Origin of the sequence: Janthinobacterium violaceinigrum, from assembly GCF_009208555.1 — a bacterium.
GTDB classification, from domain to species: Bacteria; Pseudomonadota; Gammaproteobacteria; order Burkholderiales; family Burkholderiaceae_D; genus Janthinobacterium; species Janthinobacterium violaceinigrum.
Genome location: NZ_WFLI01000003.1, coordinates 1 through 18,805, shown reverse-complemented (window position 1 = coordinate 18,805; position 18,805 = coordinate 1). Strand labels below are relative to the sequence as shown.

Annotated in this window: 14 protein-coding genes; 6 read left to right on the top strand and 8 right to left on the bottom strand. The window is 63.9% G+C overall.

Translation table 11 applies throughout. The annotated features are described in order from the left end of the window. Positions 1-104 precede the first annotated feature (104 nt). Positions 105-2,894, bottom strand: coding sequence for a bifunctional diguanylate cyclase/phosphodiesterase (locus GCN75_RS03005; protein ID WP_226941040.1), 2,790 nt, complete (start codon positions 2,892-2,894; stop codon positions 105-107). Positions 2,895-3,051: 157 nt separating this feature from the next. Here GCN75_RS03005 and GCN75_RS03000 point away from each other — a divergent pair, with 157 nt between their 5' ends. Both GCN75_RS03000 and GCN75_RS02995 read left to right on the top strand, forming a co-directional pair. Beyond that, positions 3,052-4,026: a thymidylate synthase gene (locus GCN75_RS03000; RefSeq protein ID WP_152281293.1), complete on the top strand. Its 975-nt coding sequence runs from the start codon at positions 3,052-3,054 to the stop codon at positions 4,024-4,026. Beyond that, positions 4,026-5,066, top strand: a complete 1,041-nt coding sequence (locus GCN75_RS02995; protein ID WP_152281292.1) for an SMI1/KNR4 family protein — start codon at positions 4,026-4,028, stop codon at positions 5,064-5,066. Before GCN75_RS03000 ends, GCN75_RS02995 begins: the two co-directional genes overlap by 1 nt. A gap of 15 nt (positions 5,067-5,081) precedes the next feature. On the opposite strand, the gene GCN75_RS02990 is transcribed toward GCN75_RS02995, so the two are convergent. From GCN75_RS02990 to GCN75_RS02975, 4 genes are all read right to left on the bottom strand, one after another. Continuing rightward, the gene (locus GCN75_RS02990; protein WP_152281291.1) at positions 5,082-7,352 is read right to left on the bottom strand and encodes an outer membrane beta-barrel family protein; all 2,271 of its coding nucleotides are present in this window, start codon (positions 7,350-7,352) and stop codon (positions 5,082-5,084) included. Positions 7,353-7,537: 185 nt separating this feature from the next. Further along, positions 7,538-8,881: a VWA domain-containing protein gene (locus GCN75_RS02985; RefSeq protein ID WP_152281290.1), complete on the bottom strand. Its 1,344-nt coding sequence runs from the start codon at positions 8,879-8,881 to the stop codon at positions 7,538-7,540. A 26-nt stretch (positions 8,882-8,907) separates the two neighbouring features. Continuing rightward, positions 8,908-10,155: a TerD family protein gene (locus GCN75_RS02980; protein ID WP_152281289.1), complete on the bottom strand. Its 1,248-nt coding sequence runs from the start codon at positions 10,153-10,155 to the stop codon at positions 8,908-8,910. 244 nt (positions 10,156-10,399) lie between these two features. Continuing rightward, positions 10,400-10,975, bottom strand: coding sequence for a TerD family protein (locus GCN75_RS02975; RefSeq protein ID WP_076571516.1), 576 nt, complete (start codon positions 10,973-10,975; stop codon positions 10,400-10,402). A gap of 203 nt (positions 10,976-11,178) precedes the next feature. On the opposite strand from GCN75_RS02975, the gene GCN75_RS02970 reads away from it, so the two are divergent. From GCN75_RS02970 to GCN75_RS02955, 4 genes are all read left to right on the top strand, one after another. Beyond that, positions 11,179-11,976 carry an alpha/beta fold hydrolase gene (locus GCN75_RS02970; protein ID WP_152281288.1) on the top strand — a complete coding sequence of 266 codons (798 nt, stop codon included), beginning with the start codon at positions 11,179-11,181 and terminating at the stop codon, positions 11,974-11,976. Beyond that, the gene (locus GCN75_RS02965; RefSeq protein ID WP_152281287.1) at positions 11,973-12,458 is read left to right on the top strand and encodes a dihydrofolate reductase; all 486 of its coding nucleotides are present in this window, start codon (positions 11,973-11,975) and stop codon (positions 12,456-12,458) included. Before GCN75_RS02970 ends, GCN75_RS02965 begins: the two co-directional genes overlap by 4 nt. A gap of 238 nt (positions 12,459-12,696) precedes the next feature. Next, positions 12,697-14,961 (top strand): arginine/lysine/ornithine decarboxylase, encoded by a 2,265-nt coding sequence (locus GCN75_RS02960; RefSeq protein ID WP_152281286.1) that lies wholly within the window; start codon positions 12,697-12,699, stop codon positions 14,959-14,961. Positions 14,962-15,218: 257 nt separating this feature from the next. Then, on the top strand, positions 15,219-16,610 hold the full coding sequence (locus GCN75_RS02955; protein ID WP_226941037.1) for a sigma-54-dependent transcriptional regulator: 1,392 nt from the start codon (positions 15,219-15,221) through the stop codon (positions 16,608-16,610). Positions 16,611-16,616: 6 nt separating this feature from the next. Here GCN75_RS02955 and GCN75_RS02950 read toward each other — a convergent pair whose 3' ends face one another. From GCN75_RS02950 to GCN75_RS02940, 3 genes are read right to left on the bottom strand one after another with little or no spacing between them, the layout of a single operon-like run. Next, on the bottom strand, positions 16,617-17,351 hold the full coding sequence (locus tag GCN75_RS02950; protein ID WP_152281284.1) for an amidohydrolase family protein: 735 nt from the start codon (positions 17,349-17,351) through the stop codon (positions 16,617-16,619). 18 nt (positions 17,352-17,369) lie between these two features. Further along, positions 17,370-18,020 carry a hypothetical protein gene (locus GCN75_RS02945; protein ID WP_152281283.1) on the bottom strand — a complete coding sequence of 217 codons (651 nt, stop codon included), beginning with the start codon at positions 18,018-18,020 and terminating at the stop codon, positions 17,370-17,372. 46 nt (positions 18,021-18,066) lie between these two features. Continuing rightward, positions 18,067-18,735, bottom strand: coding sequence for a GIY-YIG nuclease family protein (locus GCN75_RS02940; protein ID WP_152281282.1), 669 nt, complete (start codon positions 18,733-18,735; stop codon positions 18,067-18,069). Positions 18,736-18,805 lie beyond the last annotated feature (70 nt).

Below are 18,805 nucleotides of genomic sequence, written 5' to 3'. Positions count from 1 at the left end.
ACCTGACCCGTCTTGCACTTTTCTTGCCGCCGTGAACTCCAATTCACTGACGGCATGAGCGAAGCATATAATATTTTTTAGAAAAAAGCGAACGTTCGCTCTTTTTACGAAACAGCGTTGTTTTCCTCGCCAATCACGGGGCTGCAGGGGGGCAGCACGGGGGCTGGAAGCGGTATCAGAAAGCGCTGGTGCATCAGCGCCAGCATCTGTTCGGCCGGCACGGGACGCGAGATGAAATAGCCCTGCACTTCATTGCATTGCAGCGCACGCAGGATGTCGAGCTGCTCGCGCGTCTCCACCCCTTCGGCCACCACGCTCATGCCCAGCGCATGCGCCATCGACAGGATGGCGCGCACGAACACTTCGCCCTGCTCCGAGCGCCCCAGCTCCATGGTGAAGGCGCGGTCGATCTTCAAGCCGTCCATGGCGAACTTCTGCAGCTGCGACAGCGAGGAATAGCCGGTGCCGAAATCGTCGACCAGCAGGCGCACGCCCAGCGCGCGGATGGCCGACAGCTGTTCCACGGCGCGGTTCTGCTCATCCATCATGGCCGATTCCGTGATTTCCACCTCGATCAGCCGCGCATCGATGCGATGGCGCGCCAGCGCGGATGCCAGCACCTGGTGCACGTCGCCGCGGCCGAACTGGCGCGCCGAGACGTTGATGGAGACGGGCACCAGTTCCAGCCCGCTGGCCTGCCAGCGCGCCATCTGCAGGCACACCTTCTCGATGACCACTTCGCCCAGCTGCGAAATCAGGCCGCTGCTTTCGGCCACGGGGATGAATTCCAGCGGCGGCACCATGCCGTGCTGCGGATGCTGCCAGCGCACCAGCGCCTCCATGCTGCACAGCTGCCCGCTCATGGCGTCGACCCTGGGCTGGTAGACGACGAGAAACTGGTCCTGCTCCAGCGCCGCCACCAGGCTTTGCTCCAGTTCGCGGCGGTTGCGGATGGTTTCGAACAATTCGGGCTGGAAGAAGCGGTGATGACCCTTGCCGGCCACCTTCACGGCGTACATGGCGATATCGGCGTTCTTCAGCAGCACTTCCGTTTCGGCCCCATCGCGCGGATACAGGCTGATGCCGATCGAGGCGCCCATCTTGTGGCGTTCGCTACCCAGGTAAAACGGTTCGTCAAAGGCGATGGCGATGCGCTGCGCCACCTGCTCGGCGCGGCTGTCGTCTTCCACGGGGTCGAGCACGACGACGAATTCATCGCCGCCCAGCCGCACCACGTGGTCGCCCGGCCGCAGCACTGCCTTCAGGCGCAGGGACGCGGCGCGCAGCACCTTGTCGCCCTCGGCATGGCCCTGCGTGTCGTTGATATCCTTGAAACCGTCGAGGTCGATGAACAGCAGCGCCAGCATCTGCCGCGCGATGGCGGCGCGCCCCAGGGCGCCGGGCAGGAATTGCTGCAGCCAGTAGCGGTTGGGCAAGCCCGTCAAGCCATCTTCATTGGCCAGGCGGCGCAAGTCGCGCTCGTGCTCCTTGGCCGTGCTGATGTCCTGCAGGGTGACGGCCAGGCGGTCGCCACTGCGCACAAGGCGCCGGCGTATCCAGCGCAGCTTGAACGGATTACCTTCGGGCAGCTCGATCTCTTCCTCGGAAAAGCCGGACTGCATGGCGGCCCGGTAATTATGGATGAGGTCGCGGAAATACGGCTCGTGGGCGCGCGACTGCAGCCGCATGCCCAGCAACTGCTCGCGGCGCACGCCGAAATAGCCGGCGCCCGGCTCGTTGCAGTCGACGATCTCGAAGTCGAGGATGCTGCCATCTTCGCCGCGCAGGGCGGCAATGATGTAAAAGCCGTCGCTCGTGCCTTCCGTGGCCATGCGGTAGGCGTTGCGCACGCCTTCGGACTGGTGGTGACGCCACGCCAGGCGCAGCGACAGCACGGTGGCGACGGCGGCAAAGGCCAGCAGCAGCACGGTGACGGCCAGGGCGATGCCGATATAGATGGTACGCGTTTCCTCGTAGGGGTGCAGCATTTCACCGTCCGACAGCCCGACCACGGCCGTAAACGGATAGGCTTTCAGCGCTTGCCAGCCCACGTAGCGGCTTTGCTTGTCGGAAAAAGCGATCCTGCCGCCCGAATGCAGGGCGCCGCTTTCCGTTTCCAGGAAGCTGGTGTCGAGAAACGGCGTGCCCTGGCTCCCATGCGTGGGCAGCACGCGCGAGCCGAGGCGCGTACTGAACAGCTCGCCCTCCTCGCCCACCATGGCGGACATGCCGAACTTGCCGAAATTGACACTGTTATAGAATTCGGAAAAATAGCTGGAGTGGATGGAGATCAGCAGCACGCCGTCGAAATTGCCATCCTCGTCTTCCAGCCGGCGCGTGAAATGCACGAGGCTTTCGCCGGCGCCCGGCGCCGACGGGGCCGCCTCGCTGGCCCGCCCCAGCGCGATGCGCAGCGCACTGGAATTGCTGCGCCAGTGGCGCAGCAGGAAATCGCTGCGCTCGTTGACCCGCAGGCGCTGCAGGGGCGCCGTGGCCGTTACGGGGTGGCCCTTGCGGTCGAGGATGGCGACGATGGCAAATTGCGGCAAGGCATACATGCCCTGCGTCTTCAATTGATCGAGGCGCAGCTGGCCGCGCGAATTTTCCCACTCATACTTGAGCTGCAAGGTCAGCTGGTCCATCTGCTCGAGGGTGCGCAGCAGATACTGGCCATACGCTTTCGACAGCGACGACACGCTGTCGAGCGCCTGCTGCTGCGCCACCTTCTTTTCCGCCTCCAGCTGCAGCAAGGTGGCCGTCCACAGCACCGCGCACAGAACCAGCCCCAGCAAGGGCCAGGCTAGGATCAGGCGCAGGTTGGCCTTGAAAAAATCGGCCCTGCTCATCTCCACCACGGCGGCGTTGTTATTATTTACAAATTGTCGCAAGAACATGGTGCAGCATCTGCCGTTTCTGTGTATTTCCTCAAGGACACACAAATTACCACAGAGTCATGTTTGCAGGTGAGCCCGCAGCGTAATTATGTGTGCGGCCCGCAGCCCGCCTGTCGCGCCTGCGTTACAATCACCATCCTTACCGTTGGAGAAATACATGCAGCAATATCAAGATTTGATCAAGACCGTGCTCGAAACGGGCAGCTGGCAAGACAACCGCACGGGCATCCGCACCCTGAGCGTGCCGGGCGCCATGATGCGTTTCGACTTGGCCAACGGCAATTTCCCCGCCGTGACGACCAAGAAACTGGCTTTCAAATCCGTGATCGGCGAATTGTGCGCCTTCCTGCGCGCGTCGCGCAACGCGGCCGAGTTCCGCGCGCTGGGCTGCAAGGTATGGGACCAGAATGCCAATGAAAACGCGCAATGGCTGGCCAACCCCTACCGCGAAGGCGAGGACGACCTGGGCCCCGTGTACGGCGTGCAATGGAGACAATGGCCCGCGTATAAATTGCTCGACGCCGACAAGCCCGCGCAAATTGCCGATGCGCAAGCGAACGGTTTTACCCTGATCGCCCCCATCGCCGAAGACGGCGTGCAGAAGGTCTTGCTGTACAAGGCCGTCGATCAGCTGCGCGAGTGTCTCGACACCATCATGACGAACCCGGGCAGCCGCCGCATCCTGTTCCACGGCTGGAACCCGGCCGTGCTGGACGCCGTCGCCCTGCCCGCCTGCCATTTGCTGTACCAGTTCATCCCGAACGCCAGCACGCGCGAAATCTCGCTGTGCTTATATGTACGCAGCAACGATATCGGCCTGGGCACACCGTTCAACATCGCCGAAGGCGCGGCCCTGCTGCACCTGGTGGCGCGCCTGACGGGCTATACGCCGCGCTGGTTCACGTATTTCATCGGCGACGCGCACATCTATGAAAACCACCTCGACATGGTGGAAGAGCAATTGAAGCGCACGCCGTTCCCCGCGCCGCGCTTCGTCATTTCCGACCGCGTGCCCGACTATGCGAAGACGGGCAAGTACGAGCCGGAATGGCTGGAAAAGATCGAGCCGTCCGATTTCTCGCTGGAAGGCTATGAACACCATGCGCCCATCAAGGCGGCGATGGCTGTCTGATGGCGGTCACTCCCCTTGCCGCCCTGCACCGCAAGCTGTTTGACGAAACCGATGGCAACAAGTTCGCGCGGCTGAAAGACCGCCTGATCAAAAAGCATGGAATGGACGAGCGGCGCGCCGTGCTCGACATCCTCATCGGCTACGCCAAGGATGGCCAGCTGCTGCATTGGCGCAACTTCCTCATGACGGACATCATCGCGCTGGCAGAGCCTGGCGAGTGCGGCGACTTCTTTACCGCCTGCCTGGCGGTGCCCGAGCTCAGCTACTGGGCCGTCGATGGCATGCTCAAGAGCATGGGCAAGGCCGCCTATGGCCCGCTGGTGGCGCTCGCCGCCGCGGACGGCGCCAAGTCCAGCACGCGCGCCAAGGCCATCAAGAGCCTGGCCATCGCCAGCGGCCAGCCCTTCGACCGGGGCTTGATGACCGATCCCGGCCACTGGAAACCGGAGCAGCTGCGCGTGGCCGAGGTGCTGGCCTGGCAAGCGGACAGCTACCCGGATGGCCACGGCTTTGCGGCCCCGGCCACGCATGCCTCGCTGGACGATCCACGCACGGCACTGGAAAAGGCGGCCGCAAAACTGGAAAAGAAACTGGCGGCCGAGCGCAAGAAGGATCAGGACCTGGCGCGCCCGTCGAACTGGCTGGTCATTGCGGAGAATGCCGACCTGGCGGCCATCGACCAGCGTTGGACTTTGCCGGAACAATACCGGCGCTTCCTGGCCCGCTATTCGCCGCTGCGCGTGTATATCGACAGCAAACGCTACTTCCAGGGCCTGCATCTGTACGGCGCGGCAGAGCTGATCAAGGGGCAGCATGGGTACGCTTGCAATCCCGTCGACCAGGAAGTCCTCGCCGGCTGGCCCGTCCACTACGTGGTGATTGCCGATGCGGGCGCCGATCCGTATTGCCTGGATTTGTCAGCCATCGTTGACGGCGACGCGCCCATCTACACGGCCGAGCACGGCGCAGGCGCATGGCGTTTTGAACGCCATGCGGACAGCTTTGTCGACTTCCTCAAGGAAATCGCCGCCGCTGCCTAGGCTGCCTGGCCGGGCTTAGCCCGGTCCCTCGCCGCCGGGGCCGGGACCGCCTGGTCCCCGTCCGCCCGGCGGACCGAAGCGAGGTTCGCGCTCGCCTTCTTTCGCCGCCGTCGTGGCGCCGCCCAGGCGGTACGACAAGCCCACATAAATCATGCGCCCGTCGAAGCGGCGCGTGCTCGTCTCGCGCAAAGACGCGCTGTTGATGACGGTTTCCATCTTGTTGGTACTGAACACATCGGTCACGTTCATGACCAGGCTCAGCTGCGGCGTCACCGTGTGGCGCCAGCTCATATTCAAGGTATTGTTCGGCGAGCGGTAACCCTGTCCCGACAGCATCTTGCCTTGCATTTGCAGGGCCAGTTGCAACTGGTTATCCGCATTGACCTGGTAATTGAGGCGCGCGCGGCCGCTCAGGGCGTTCGCCGTGCGCGTGCTGAGGTTGCCCAGGTCGTCGGAACTGGTCTGCTGGCTGCGCGCCAGGTTGCCGCTCGTGTTCAGGGTCAGCGACGGCGTCAGCTTGCCGCTGACGCTGAACTCCAGGCCGCTAGAATGGCTGCCTTCGCCATTTTGGCGCGTGGTCAGCAGCACGTTGTCGCTGATGAAGTAGCGGTAATCGACGATGGCGTCCGTATCGCGGCGGTGGTAGGCGCGCAAGCTGCTTTCCAGGCCCGCGATCTTCGTTTCATAGCCGATCTCGAACGAATCCGTCTGCGTGGGCTTGAGCTTGGGATTGCCGGCCGACACATTAAATTCGTCGCGGTACACCACGTACGGGTTCAGGTCGCCCGCGTTCGGGCGGCGGATGCGGTGCGCATAGCTGAAGCGCAGATTGCTCTCGTCATTGACCTTGTAGGTGGCAAACAGGCTGGGGATGTAGTTGAGGTAATTATTGCCGGCCTCGACGCCGCCCGTGATCTGGCGCACGTTCAAGTCCGTGTATTCGGCGCGCAAACCGGCCAGCGCGCCCCAGCGTTCATTCAGGCGCATCTGGTAGGAACCGTACAGGGCGATGGTGCGCTCGTCCATCTCGAAACGGTTGCTGCGCATGGGGTTGACGGTTTCCGCCAGGCTGGCCGGATTGATGTCCGTGTACAGGGTGTCGAAGCTGCTCTTGTTGTCCGCCACCTTGTAGCCCAGCTTGGCCGTGCCGCCCGCCAGCGGGCGCTCGTAGTCGCCGCTGAAGTCGACGATGCGGTTGCCCGTTTCGCTGTGCTGGCGCGCGCGGCTGTCGAAGGCGTTGACGGGCGCGATCGCATAGGCATTCGCGTAATCGCTGTCGCTCTCGTTGGTCGACGATGATACGCGCAAGTCGATTTTCAGGGTTTCGCCCGGCAATTCGCCCTTGTGGTCGTAGCGCCCGCCCCAGCTGTAATTGCGGCTGTCGCCGTTGCGCACGGTGCTGCGCACATAGTCGCCGATGGTGCTGCCCGTGCTGTCGCCATTGATGTAGCGGTCGAGCGAGCGCTGGTCGTTGCTGCGCCCGTTGTACGACACACTGGCGGCCAGGGTGTCATTCGTGTTCAGGTTGTAATTGACGGTGCCGTGCAAGCCCAGCGAGTCGTTCAAGCCATTGCTGGTGGAGCTCTGGCTGCTGGGGGCAAACGCGCCCGTGCCGCGGTCCAGGCGTTCGCGGCTGACTTCGCCCACGGAATTGCGGCCGTCATGGCGCACATTGATGCCGCCCTGGTAGCCCCACGGCCCTTCGTTGTAGGTGCCGGACACGGAACTGTTGTAGCGTCCCGCGATGCCCGCATTCGCATTCACGGTGGCAAAGCCGCCCGGCTTGCGGTTGCGCCGCATCACCAGGTTCAAGATCGGACCGCCGCCGGCTTCGTTGCCGAACTGGGCGCCGGGATTGTTGATCACTTCCACCGACTCGATATCGTCGGCCGCCATGGCGTTCAGGGTGGCGCCACGCGAATCGCCCTGCAGCATGGCCGACGGCTTGCCGTCGATCAATATCTGCACATTGCTGCTGCCCCGCAAGGACACGCTGCCGTCAGGATCGACGGCCACGGACGGCACATTGTTCAAGGCGTCGGCCGCCGTGCCATTGGTGCTGCCCACGTCGGACTTGACGTCGTAGACTTGCCGGTCGATGCGGCCCGTGGGACGTTCGGCCGTCACGCTGACGGTCGCGGGAGCATCGACGGCGGGCGCCTTGGCCGGTGCCGGTGCTGGTGCGGGCTTCACGGCGGCGGCGCCGCTGACGGTTTGCGCCTGGACGGCGGCGCCGGAGACCAGCAGGCTGCCGCCTGCCAGACAGTGGAAAAGAAGTTTATGCATTTGGCTAAAAAATAATGGAGACGCTACGGATGAGGCGCTACGCCGCAGCGTGAGAGCACGTTCAAAGCATGCCATGAGTCGCGGCAGCAAAGCAAATGCGAACCATTGTTATTTACTTCAATTTACAAATCTCTTCCACTTGTGGTTGTACAGCCTCATCCGATGAACTGTGCGCCACCTTTGCACTAGCGCAGCAAGCCATGGCCGCGCGCCAGTTTCAACCAGCCCGGATATTCCGTCATCAGCAAGTCATACAGCTCCGCATCGCTGTGCTCGTCCGGCGAGCCGACGGAAAAGTAGTTGGCGTTGTCGACCAGACGCCCCTGCAATTCGTCGAGCTTTTCCAGGAAGGGGAAGTCGGAATCGGCAAACGCGGCGAGGAACTTGCTTTTCGATTTGCGCCCTTTGCCAATGCCCATGAATTGCCAGAAGATGGGTTCATTGCTGGCCCAGCGCAACTGCTTCTCCGTCGTCACCTGGTCGCTGGTGCCACCGTCCGTGACGAACATCACGTACACGGGCAACTCGGCCGCGACGGGCCGCGTGCGTTCGCCGCCGGCTGCATCGGGGAAATAGAACGCGCGGATCGCTTGCATGGCGGCGCCATAGCGCGTGTCGCCTTCCAGCGGGTGGCGGGCAATCGCCTGCCCCACATAAGTGTTGCAGTTGCTCAAGGCCATGGGCGCCGGATGGTGAACGTTCTTGCCGAACAGGAAAACGTCGATCTCGCCATCGTCGTCGAACTTGCAGCCCAGGGCCAGGATGCGTTCGGCAAAACGCTGCACCAGGCCCTCCTTGTACAGCCGTCCCATGGAACCGGAGATATCGAGGCACAGGCAGACCTTGGCACGGTGCTCCGACAGGCCCACTTTTTGCAGGGACACGCCAGCCTGCTTGACCAGGCTGACCAGTTGCGGCGCCTCGCGTTCCACCCGCTTTTCCAGGTTGAGCTTGGCTTGCACGACGGCAGACGCCGCTGCCGGGGCCGCCGCAGCGGCGGGCGCGGCCTGGTCGACTTCGCCGCCAAAGTGGCGCACCAGCGCGTCCAGCCCGCCATTGAAACCCTGGCCCACGGCCATGCAGCGCCAGCCGCCATCCTTGCGGTAGATTTCCGCCAGCATCACGGCTTTTTCTTGCGCGAAATCTGCGCCCGCAAAGGCGAAGCGGGCCAGTTCGCGCCCGCCTGCCTGCAGGCGCACGTGGCCGGACTGCAGCTGCGACATCACGCCGCCGCCATCGATGGACGCCGTCACGACGAGGCGGTCTATACCGGCCGGCAAGCGCGCCAGCTGCAAGGCAAACTCGGCCATGTCGCCGCCGCTGCCGGCGCGCGCTTCCACGCCGCCGCACGGCGTGCGCGGCTGGTTGAAGAAGGTCATGTAGCGCTCGTCGGACAGCTTGCCGCCGGCATCGAGGCCGAAGCAGGCCACGTCCAGCGCCAGCCCCTGTGCGGCGACGCCGATCTGCAGCACGCCATCGGGAACGAGATTGGCCAGCGGCAAGCGCTGGCCCTTGGCCAAGGTTTCCATCAATGTCTCCAGTTAGTATTCAGGTACTAAGCAATGTAGCGGCGCGGATTGTCCGCATTGAAATCGTCTTCATCATCCTTGTCCTCGCCCTTGAAGACGACGGGGCCGTTGAAGGCCAGCTGCAGGTTCTCGCCCTGCCAGCTCAGCCACGGCGTCGCCTCGCTGCCTGGCTCCGACGTCTTGCCGGACGGCTCGAGGATGATGCTGTCCCCCGTGATGCGCGCCATGCCGATCACATAGGTGTAGACCGTGTCGTCTTCGGCCGCCGTGGACAGGCGGAAGTCGAACGCGCACTCGACGGTCTGCTCGCCGTATTGCATGACCATTTTCGGCCGCATGGACGCCACGGACACGGCGCCGTTGGCCAGCGCCGAATACACGCTGAAGACCAGGCCCACGGTGCCGCCGTAATGGTGCGCCAGCGCGGGATTGACTTCCACCGTTTCCGTGGCCGGCTCCTTGCCCGATGCGCCGGCCACGTCGCCCAGGTGGCGCACATAGGGCATAGCGTCGAAACTGCCTGCCGTATCCGGCGCCTGGATGAAGCGCATCTGGCCATTCGGCAAGAGGATGCCGACCCGCAAATCGAGATCGTCGTTATCGTCGTCGCCATCGCCGTTATCGACCCAGCTGGCCTTGACGATGAGTTTTTTCGGCGCGCCCGCGCCCTTTTCCAGAGATACCTTGTGCGTCTGCCCCGCCTTGGTCAGCGAGATTTTCGACAGGGAAATCTTCGCCGCAGGTTCCGGCGCGGCCTGCGCCACTTCGCCGCCGAAATGCGCGACCAGCGCGTCCAGGCCGCCATTGAAACCCTGGCCCACGGCCATGAAGCGCCAGCCCCCGTCCTTGCGGTAGAGCTCGCCCAGCATCACGGCTTTTTCCTGGGAAAAATCAGCACCCCCATACGCGTAGCGGGCCAGCTCGCGGCCGCCGTCGAGCAGGCGCAGATAGCCGCTGCCCAGCTGCGCCATGGTGGCGTCGCCATCGATGGCGGCCGTGACGACCAGGCGTTCGATGGAGGCAGGCAGGCGCTCCAGCTGGTAGCTGAAACCGGCAAGGTCGCCCGCCGGCGCCGCCGCTTCCACGCCGCCACACGGCGTGCGCGGCTGGTTAAAAAAGGTCATGTAGCGGTCGTCGGACAGCTTGCCGCCGGCATCGAGGCCGAAACAGGCAAAGTCCAGCGCCACGCCCGCAGTGGCGAGGCCCAGTTGCACGACATTGCCCGTGACGAGGCCGGACAGCGCCAGGCGCTGCCCCTTGATCAGGTTTTCCATGGGACTATGTATTCAGGTGTGAAAGCTTGGGACTACGGCTCAGGGCAAAATCCGTCGTCCAAAGGCGGTACGAATGTACAGTCAGTCCCTGGCGGAGCAAAGCCGCCACGGACTGCCGTGCTGTATTCTTGAACAAGGCTAAAAGAGCTTCGGACTACGGTTCAGGGCAAGGCGCGTCACCGAAGACAGTACGCATAGTACGGCGAGGTGACGCAACGCCGCCATGGGCCGTTTTCCGGAGCTCTTAGGCGTTGATGCCGAACGAACGTGCCAGAGGCCCCAGGCCGCCCTTGAAACCCTGGCCGATGGCCTTGAATTTCCATTCGCTGCCGGCGCGGTAGATTTCGCCGAAGATCATGGCCGCTTCCGTCGAGCCGTCTTCGGACAGGTCGTAGCGGGCGATTTCCGCGCCATTGTCGCCGTTCAGGCAACGGATGTAGGCCTTGCCCACCATGCCGAAGTTCTGCTTGCGGTTTTCCGCATCGTGAATCGTGACGGCCACGGCGATCTTGTCGATGTCGGCAGGCACGTTGGCCAGGTCGACGGCGATTTTCTCGTCGTCGCCGTCGCCGCCGCCCGTCGTGTTGTCGCCCGCGTGGACGATGGAGCCATCGGCCGACTTCAGGTTGTTATAAAAAATGAAATCAGCATCGGAACGGGCCTTGCCATCCGTTTTCAGCAGGAAGGCGCTGCCGTCCAGGTCGAAAGCGGCGCCATCGGTGGCGCGGGGGTCCCAGCCCAGGCCGATCACGATTTTCTTCAAGCCAGGAGCTTCCTTGCTCAGGTTGACATTGCCGCCTTTTTGCAAACTGATCGCCATGGTAATTCCTCTTCAATTAGTGGGTTGCATTCGGTGTTTCAGGTCACTGGGCCGGCTCCCCGGCTTGATGAGCCATGAGCCTACCATAAAGTCCAGGCTTGCCAGCCGCGCACTATTGAAAATAATGCCATGCAGAAAAAATTACACCGCTGCCCTGCTGGCCGAAATGACGGATAATGCCGCTCGACAGAACTTTCACCATCATGAGCGATCCTATCCCTGGTTTGAACTTGCCTGAAAACACCACGCGACTCGTTTGCATCCCTGGCACCTTGTGCGATGCGCGCCTGTGGTCGCGCCTGGCGCCGGCACTGGGCGATGCCATGCATGTGCACCACGTGCCCCTGCACGAGGCGCGCACGCGCGCGCAGATGCAGCAGATGATTGCCAGCCACAGCGACGGGCAGGCGCATCTGGCGGGCTTTTCGCTGGGCGCCTACCTGGCGCTCGAACATGCGCTGGCGCACCCGCAGCGTGTCAAGTCCCTCACCTTGATCGCCAATTCGGCCAAAGGCTTGCTGCCGGCGGAAGTCGAAGCGCGCCAGCGCATCGTCACCATGCTCGAGCGCAATGCCTATGCGGGCATCACGCGCCAGCGCCTGCGCGAATTGCTGCACCCGTCGCATTTGCAGGACGCCAGCATCACGGGCCTGATCCAGCAGATGGGGCTGGACCTGGGCAAGGAGGTGCTGCTGGCGCAATTTCTCACCACCATCGACCGCCCCGACTTGATGGCGCGCTTGCCGGAACTCGATATTCCCGTGCTGATCGTGGGCGCCGTGGACGACAAGCTCGTCAACCCCGACGACCTGCGCGACATGGCGGCCCGCCTGCCGCAAGCCACCTTGCACTTACTAAAAGACAACACCGGCCACATGATTCCGCTGGAAGCGCCCCGTCCGCTGGCCGACGCCATGCGTGCGCATCTGGAGGCGGCAGGCAATTTCAACGATAATGACGGGCATCGGGCCCTTCCCCCACCACTTTCACAGAACCAATGAGCACACTGACCATCATCGTCGCCACCGATCAGCAAGGCGGCATCGGCATAGCCAACACCCTGCCGTGGAAATTGCCGGAAGACCTCGCGCACTTCAAGCGCCTGACGACGGGCCACCCCATCCTCATGGGCCGCAAGACCTTCGATTCCATCGGCCGGCCGCTGCCGAACCGCCGCAACATCGTCATCACGCGCAATCCGGACTGGCGCCACGAGGGCGTGGAAGCGGTGTCGTCGCTGGAAGCGGCCATCGCGCTGCTCGACGGCGCCGAAGGCTATGTCATCGGCGGCGCCGACATCTACAGGCAGTCGCTGGCCCTGGCGCAGCGCCTGATCGTCACGGAAATCGGCCAGACTTTTGACTGCGACGCGTTTTTCCCTGCCGTGGATCATGCCGTATGGCAAGAAACCGCGCGCGAGGCGCATGTCTCGGAGAAATCCGGCCTGCCTTACGCCTTTGTCACCCTGCAACGCAAAGCCTGATAAGGTTGCTATTCATTGGACAGAATGTTGCTGTAATACCCCTGTCACACCTTTGCGTCACGCTAGCGCATGCTCGTGATGCCTGGGGGCGATATTTTTTTCCCGCAGACGCTGCATTTCTGCGAGAATCCCGTTCTTATTTTTTTTCTGCGTCTGCCGGGTTGCTTTGCCGCCTGAAGTCGCGCCCTAGTCCGCCCCTCCATTACGTCAGGGGCGGCTTGCTTTTTTGGAGACATGCATGAAATTTCGTTTCCCTATCGTCATCATTGACGAGGATTTCCGTTCTGAAAATACGTCCGGCCTGGGCATTCGCGCCCTTGCCGCCGCAATGGAAAAAGAAGGCATGGAAGTGCTGGGCGTGACCAGCTACGGCGATTTGTCGCAATTTGCCCAGCAGCAATCGCGGGCGTCCGCCTTCGTGCTGTCGATCGACGACGAGGAATTCGGTGCCGGTTCCATCGAGGAAACGGACCACGCGCTCAAGTCCCTGCGCGCCTTCGTCGAGGAAATCCGCTACAAGAACGCGGACATCCCTATCTATCTGTACGGCGAAACGCGCACCTCGCGCCATATTCCCAACGATATCCTGCGCGAACTGCATGGTTTCATCCACATGTTCGAAGATACGCCGGAATTCGTCGCGCGCCACATCATCCGCGAAGCGAAGTCCTATCTGGACGGCCTGTCGCCGCCGTTCTTCCGCGCGCTGGTGCACTACGCCAACGATGGTTCCTACTCGTGGCATTGCCCCGGCCACTCGGGCGGCGTGGCCTTCCTGAAGTCGCCGATCGGCCAGATGTTCCACCAGTTCTTCGGTGAAAACATGTTGCGCGCCGACGTCTGCAACGCCGTCGAGGAACTGGGCCAGCTGCTCGACCATACGGGTCCTGTCGCCGCGTCCGAACGCAATGCGGCGCGCATCTTCAATGCCGACCATTGCTATTTCGTCACCAACGGCACGTCGACGTCGAACAAGATGGTATGGCATTCGACCGTGGCACCAGGCGACATCGTCGTCGTCGACCGCAACTGCCACAAGTCGATCCTGCATTCGATCATCATGTGCGGCGCGATTCCCGTGTTCCTGATGCCGACGCGCAATCACCTGGGCATCATCGGCCCCATCCCCCTGCACGAATTCACGCCGGAAAGCATTGCCCGCAAGATCGAGGCGAATCCGTTCGCGCGCGAGGCAAAGAACAAGAAGCCGCGCATCCTCACCATCACGCAATCGACCTATGACGGCGTGATCTACAACGTGGAAACCCTGCGCGAAATGCTGGACGGCAAGATCGACACCCTGCACTTCGATGAAGCATGGCTGCCGCACGCCACCTTCCACGATTTCTACAAGAATATGCACGCCATCGGCAAGGACCGTCCGCGCGCCAAGGAATCGATGATCTTCTCGACCCAGTCCACGCACAAATTGCTGGCCGGCCTGTCGCAGGCCTCGCAAATCCTCGTGCGCGAATCGGACACGGTCAAGCTGGACCAGGACGCCTTCAACGAGGCTTACCTGATGCACACTTCCACCTCGCCGCAATACTCGATCATCGCTTCGTGCGACGTGGCTGCGGCCATGATGGAAGCGCCGGGCGGCACGGCCCTGGTGGAAGAATCGATCATGGAAGCGCTCGATTTCCGCCGCGCCATGAAGAAGATCGACCAGGAATGGGGCCAGGACTGGTGGTTCCAGGTGTGGGGTCCGTCCAGCTTCAACGACGAAGGCATGGGCCAGCAGGAAGACTGGATGATACGCGCCGAGGATGACTGGCACGGCTTCGGCGACCTGGCTCCCGGCTTCAACATGCTCGACCCGATCAAGGCGACCATCGTCAATCCGGGCCTGTCGCTGGACGGCCAGTTCGGCGACACGGGCATCCCCGCATCCATCGTCACCAAGTACCTGGCCGAGCACGGCGTCATCATTGAAAAATGCGGCCTGTACTCGTTCTTCATCATGTTTACCATCGGCATCACCAAGGGCCGCTGGAATACCCTGCTGACGGCCTTGCAGCAGTTCAAGGACGACTACGACAAGAACCAGCCGATGTGGCGCATCCTGCCGGAATTTGCGGCAGCCAACCCGCGCTATGAAAAAATGGGCTTGCGCGACCTGTGCCAGCAAATCCACGATTTCTACAAGGCTTACGACGTGGCGCGCTTGACGACGGAAATGTACCTGTCGGACATGATCCCGGCCATGAAGCCGTCGGACGCGTTCGCCAAGATGGCGCACCGCGAAATCGAGCGCGTGGCCATCGACGAGCTGGAAGGCCGCATCACGTCCATCCTGCTGACGCCGTATCCACCGGGCATTCCGCTGCTGATCCCGGGCGAACGCTTCAACAAGACCATCGTCGACTACCTGCGCTTCGCGCGCGACTTCAACGAGCGCTTCCCCGGCTTCGAGACGGATGTGCATGGTCTCGTGAAACGCGAGGTCGATGGCAAGCGCGGATACTTCGTCGACTGCGTCAAGATGGATGAGAACGCCTAAAAATCGTCCATGGCGGCGTTGCATTGCCTAGCCGTACTATTCGTACTGTCTTCGGCAATGCGCCTTGCCCTGAACGTTTTTAGCCATTCTCGTGACGTTGCTTGATGACGTTGCTGGAACGGTAGTGATTAACGCCGCCTGATGCAGATCAGGCGGCGTTTTTCATTTCCGGCTACCGCGCACGCTTGTGCCAGATCAAACGGCCGGGGTGGCGGGCTTCTAAGATGGGCGACTCGTGGCCTCGTGATGGCTGGCATATGGCGCTCAAGGTGTGGCTGGAAATCGTGCAGCAGGCGGCGGCTGGCAGTGGCGCGCTGCTGCTGGCGGCCTTGCAGCAGGCTCAGGTAACTGTAGCCCGGCGGCACGATGGCGACGGTGATGGGGATGGCGCGGGCATCGTGCTGTTTGCCGAAGCCGATACGGCGCTGCTGCACGCGCTGCCGGCCCTGTGCCGGCACGCCTCCGTACTGGCCATTGCCGCCTGCGGCGAGGCCCTGAGCTGCGCGCAGCAGCGGGCCGTGCTGGCGGCCGGCGCCCTCGATGTCCTGCTGTGGCCGGCCGGTAGCGCCGATGCGGGCCAGGTGCTGGCACGCCTGCAGCGCTGGCAAGCCGTGGCGCAGCTGCTGGCATCAAACGCCGTGCGCGGAGCCCTCGTGGGCAGCAGCGCGGTGTGGACCGCCTTGCTGCATCAAGTGGTGGAAATGGCCGCCTTCAGTCAGGCCTCGATACTGATCACGGGCGAGACGGGCACGGGCAAGGATTTATTGGCGCAACTGGTTCACCGCCTCGGCAACTGCAGCGGCGACTTCACTATCCTCGACTGCACCACCCTGTCGCCGGAACTGGCAGGCAGCGAACTGTTCGGCCACGAACGGGGCGCCTTTACGGGTGCGGCGGGCGCGCGCGACGGCGCTTTTGCCCTGGCCGACGGCGGCGTGCTGTTTCTCGACGAAGTTGGCGAACTGCCCCTGCCCCTGCAGGCGCAGCTGCTGCGCGCCATCCAGGAGCGCAAATACAAGCGCGTGGGCGGCAACACGTGGCAGCCCACGCAGTTCCGGCTCGTGTGCGCCACCAACCGCGAACTGGAGCGCGAAGTGGCGCGCGGCGCCTTTCGCGCCGACCTGTATTACCGCATCGCCGGCTGGCGTTGCCGGACGCCGCCGTTGCGCGAGCGCCAGGACGATATCCTGCCCCTGGCCCGGCATTTCCTCACCGAACTGGCCCAGCAGGCGCCGCCCCCGCTGGACGCGGCCGTGCGCGAATACCTGCTGCTGCGCGACTATCCGGGCAATGTGCGCGAGCTGCGCCAGACCGTCACGCGCATCTGGCACCGCCATTGCGGCCCCGGCCCCATCACCATCGGCGCCCTGCCCCCCGAAGAACGGCTGCAGGCGCCGCCCTGGCCCGACCGGCACTTCGAAACGGCCGTGCGGCGTGCGCTGGCCCAGGGATGCAAGCTGTCGCACATCACGCGCTGCGCCGCCGACATGGCCATCCGCCTGGTGCTGGCCGAGGAGCACGGCAACAACCAGCGCGCCGCCGCCCGCCTGGGCGTGACGGACCGCGCCCTGCAGATACGCCGCAAGACGGCGGCCTGCGCGGCGCAAGCGCCCGCAACCCCGATGCCGGCCGTGCCGGGGCCTCGGTGATCCGCCTCACGCCAGTCCCGTCAGCCGCAAAAAATTGCCGCCCGTGATCAACGCTGCGTCCGGCGCCGGCAAGCCCAGCAAATGAATCTTGTGCAATTCCAGCCCCGGATGCAGCCAGGGGCCATCCGAGCCGAACAAGACCTTGTGCGGCCCCGCGCGCTGCACGGCCTGTTGCAGCAGGTCAAAGCGGCGCACGCCGGAACTGTCCGTATGGATGTTGCGGTGGCGGGCCAGATGGTCGATCAGCGCCAGCTGCGCCGCCCAGTCGTCGCCGAAGCTGCCCAGATGGGGCAGGATGAAATTGACATCGGGATACTGCTGCGCCAGCAACTGGGCCACGGCCACCTCGCCGGCCGGGTCGTACAGCACGGGCAAGCCGAAAAAACGGGCCGCGTCGCACACTTCGCCGCTGATGCGCGCGTCCAGGCGGTGCGCCTTGATGCCGACAAAACCGTAGCGCTCGACGGCCGTGCGCACCAGGTCCATGACGCGGCCCCGGTCGCGCCGTGCATGCACGAAGGCAAAGCCATAAAAACGCTGCGGATCGGACGCGACCAGGCGCGCCACGCCATGGTTGGCAATCGCGTAATCGGAGTGGAAGGTGGCGAACAGCACGCTGCGGCCTATGCCGGCCGCCCGTGCGCGGCGCAGATAGGCGTGCAGCGACGCATCGCTGTCCCACGGCCCGCTCAAGCCGTCGCCCGGTCCCGCATGGCAATGGCAATCGATGACGGGCGCCATGCCTGTCGCCTGCACCGTTCAGTTCCAGTCGCCCATCACGACGATGCGGTTGCCGCGCCGGCGCCAGCGCCCGCTCTCTTCCTCGGTCTGTGGCGCGGGCGAGCGGAAGTGCGGCAATTGCTGGTGCAAGGCCCGCGTCAGCGCGCTTTCCACGGCGCGCGCGCTGCCGTCGCCGTCGGCCGCCAGACGCGCCGCCTGCCCCGCGATGCGCACGAAGCGGCGCGCCAGTTCCAGTTCGCGGTCGGCCGGCGCTTCGGCAGCCATTTCCAGCTCCAGCGCACTGCTGGCGGCGCGCCCCAGGGCCGAGCCCAGCGCCGTGCCCACGCCCGGTATGGGGATCATCGAACCGAGGGCGCCGCCGACAAAGGGCAAGGCCGTCTTGGCCACGGCCTTCAAGGCGCCGCCCAGGGGCTTGGCCACCTTGGCAATGGTCGAGCCCACCTTTTTGACGCCCTTCCACACGCTCTTGAAGACATTGCCGAGAAACTGGTCGAGTTCCTCTTCGCTGGCCGCTTCCAGCAACTCCATGGCCAGCTGCAGTTCTTCCTCTTCGCCAAACACGGCCCGCGCACCGCCCTTGCCGGGCCAGTCCTGGCCGAATTCCAGCACTTCAAACGCGGCGCCGGCCCGCTGCCGGCATTGCGCGCACGCGCATTCGAGTTGGTGCATGATGCTCTCCTTCGCAGTGATCAAGGCCTGGCTGCCAGGCCTCCATTCAGGTCCACATTTCACCGAGCACGGCCAGTTCCAGTTCGCGCCGCTGATTGGTCAGCACGCCGCGCTGGTTGGCAAACATGTCGTCATGGATGCGCTGCTCGATACGGCGCCGCTGCGCCGCCGAGGCCAGGGGCGCCACATACACCTGGTGCGTGCTCAAGTCGACGGCCAGCATCTGGCCGCACAGGCGGTGCTGCAGCAGGCGCCGGTGCAGATCGTCCGTCTGGCCGCTGTAGGCGCGGCGCCGCCCGCCCGCGTCGAATTCGATCACATACAGGCCAGGCCCCCTGCCATTCGGATCGCGCAAGGCGTTGGCCAGCGGCCCCAGCGCCTGGTAGGTCAAAGCGGCCGCTTCCGGCACCCGGCCCATGGTGCCGGCCAGGGTCGGCGGGATTTCGCCCTGCATCTGGCCATCGTCCTGCCCCTGGTCTTGTCCGACATCCTGCCCCTGATCCTGGCCCCCGTCCGGTTCCGGCTCCTGCTGGCCGCCGAAAGCGGGTTCGGCCACCACATACGGCGCTGGATAGATGGTCGGATAGATGGGCGCATAACCGCCCCAGCCCCGATAGCGCGGCGGCAGATATGGCAGGGAATGCCCGGCATGGCGGGGCGGCCGGCGGCCCTGCCCCTGATAGCGGGGCGGGACGGGACGGCGCTGTCCGCGCAAGGGCGGCCGCGCGCGCAACCCAGTGCCAGCTGCGGCGTGGCGTCCAATCGGTGCTGCTCTTGTCTGTCAT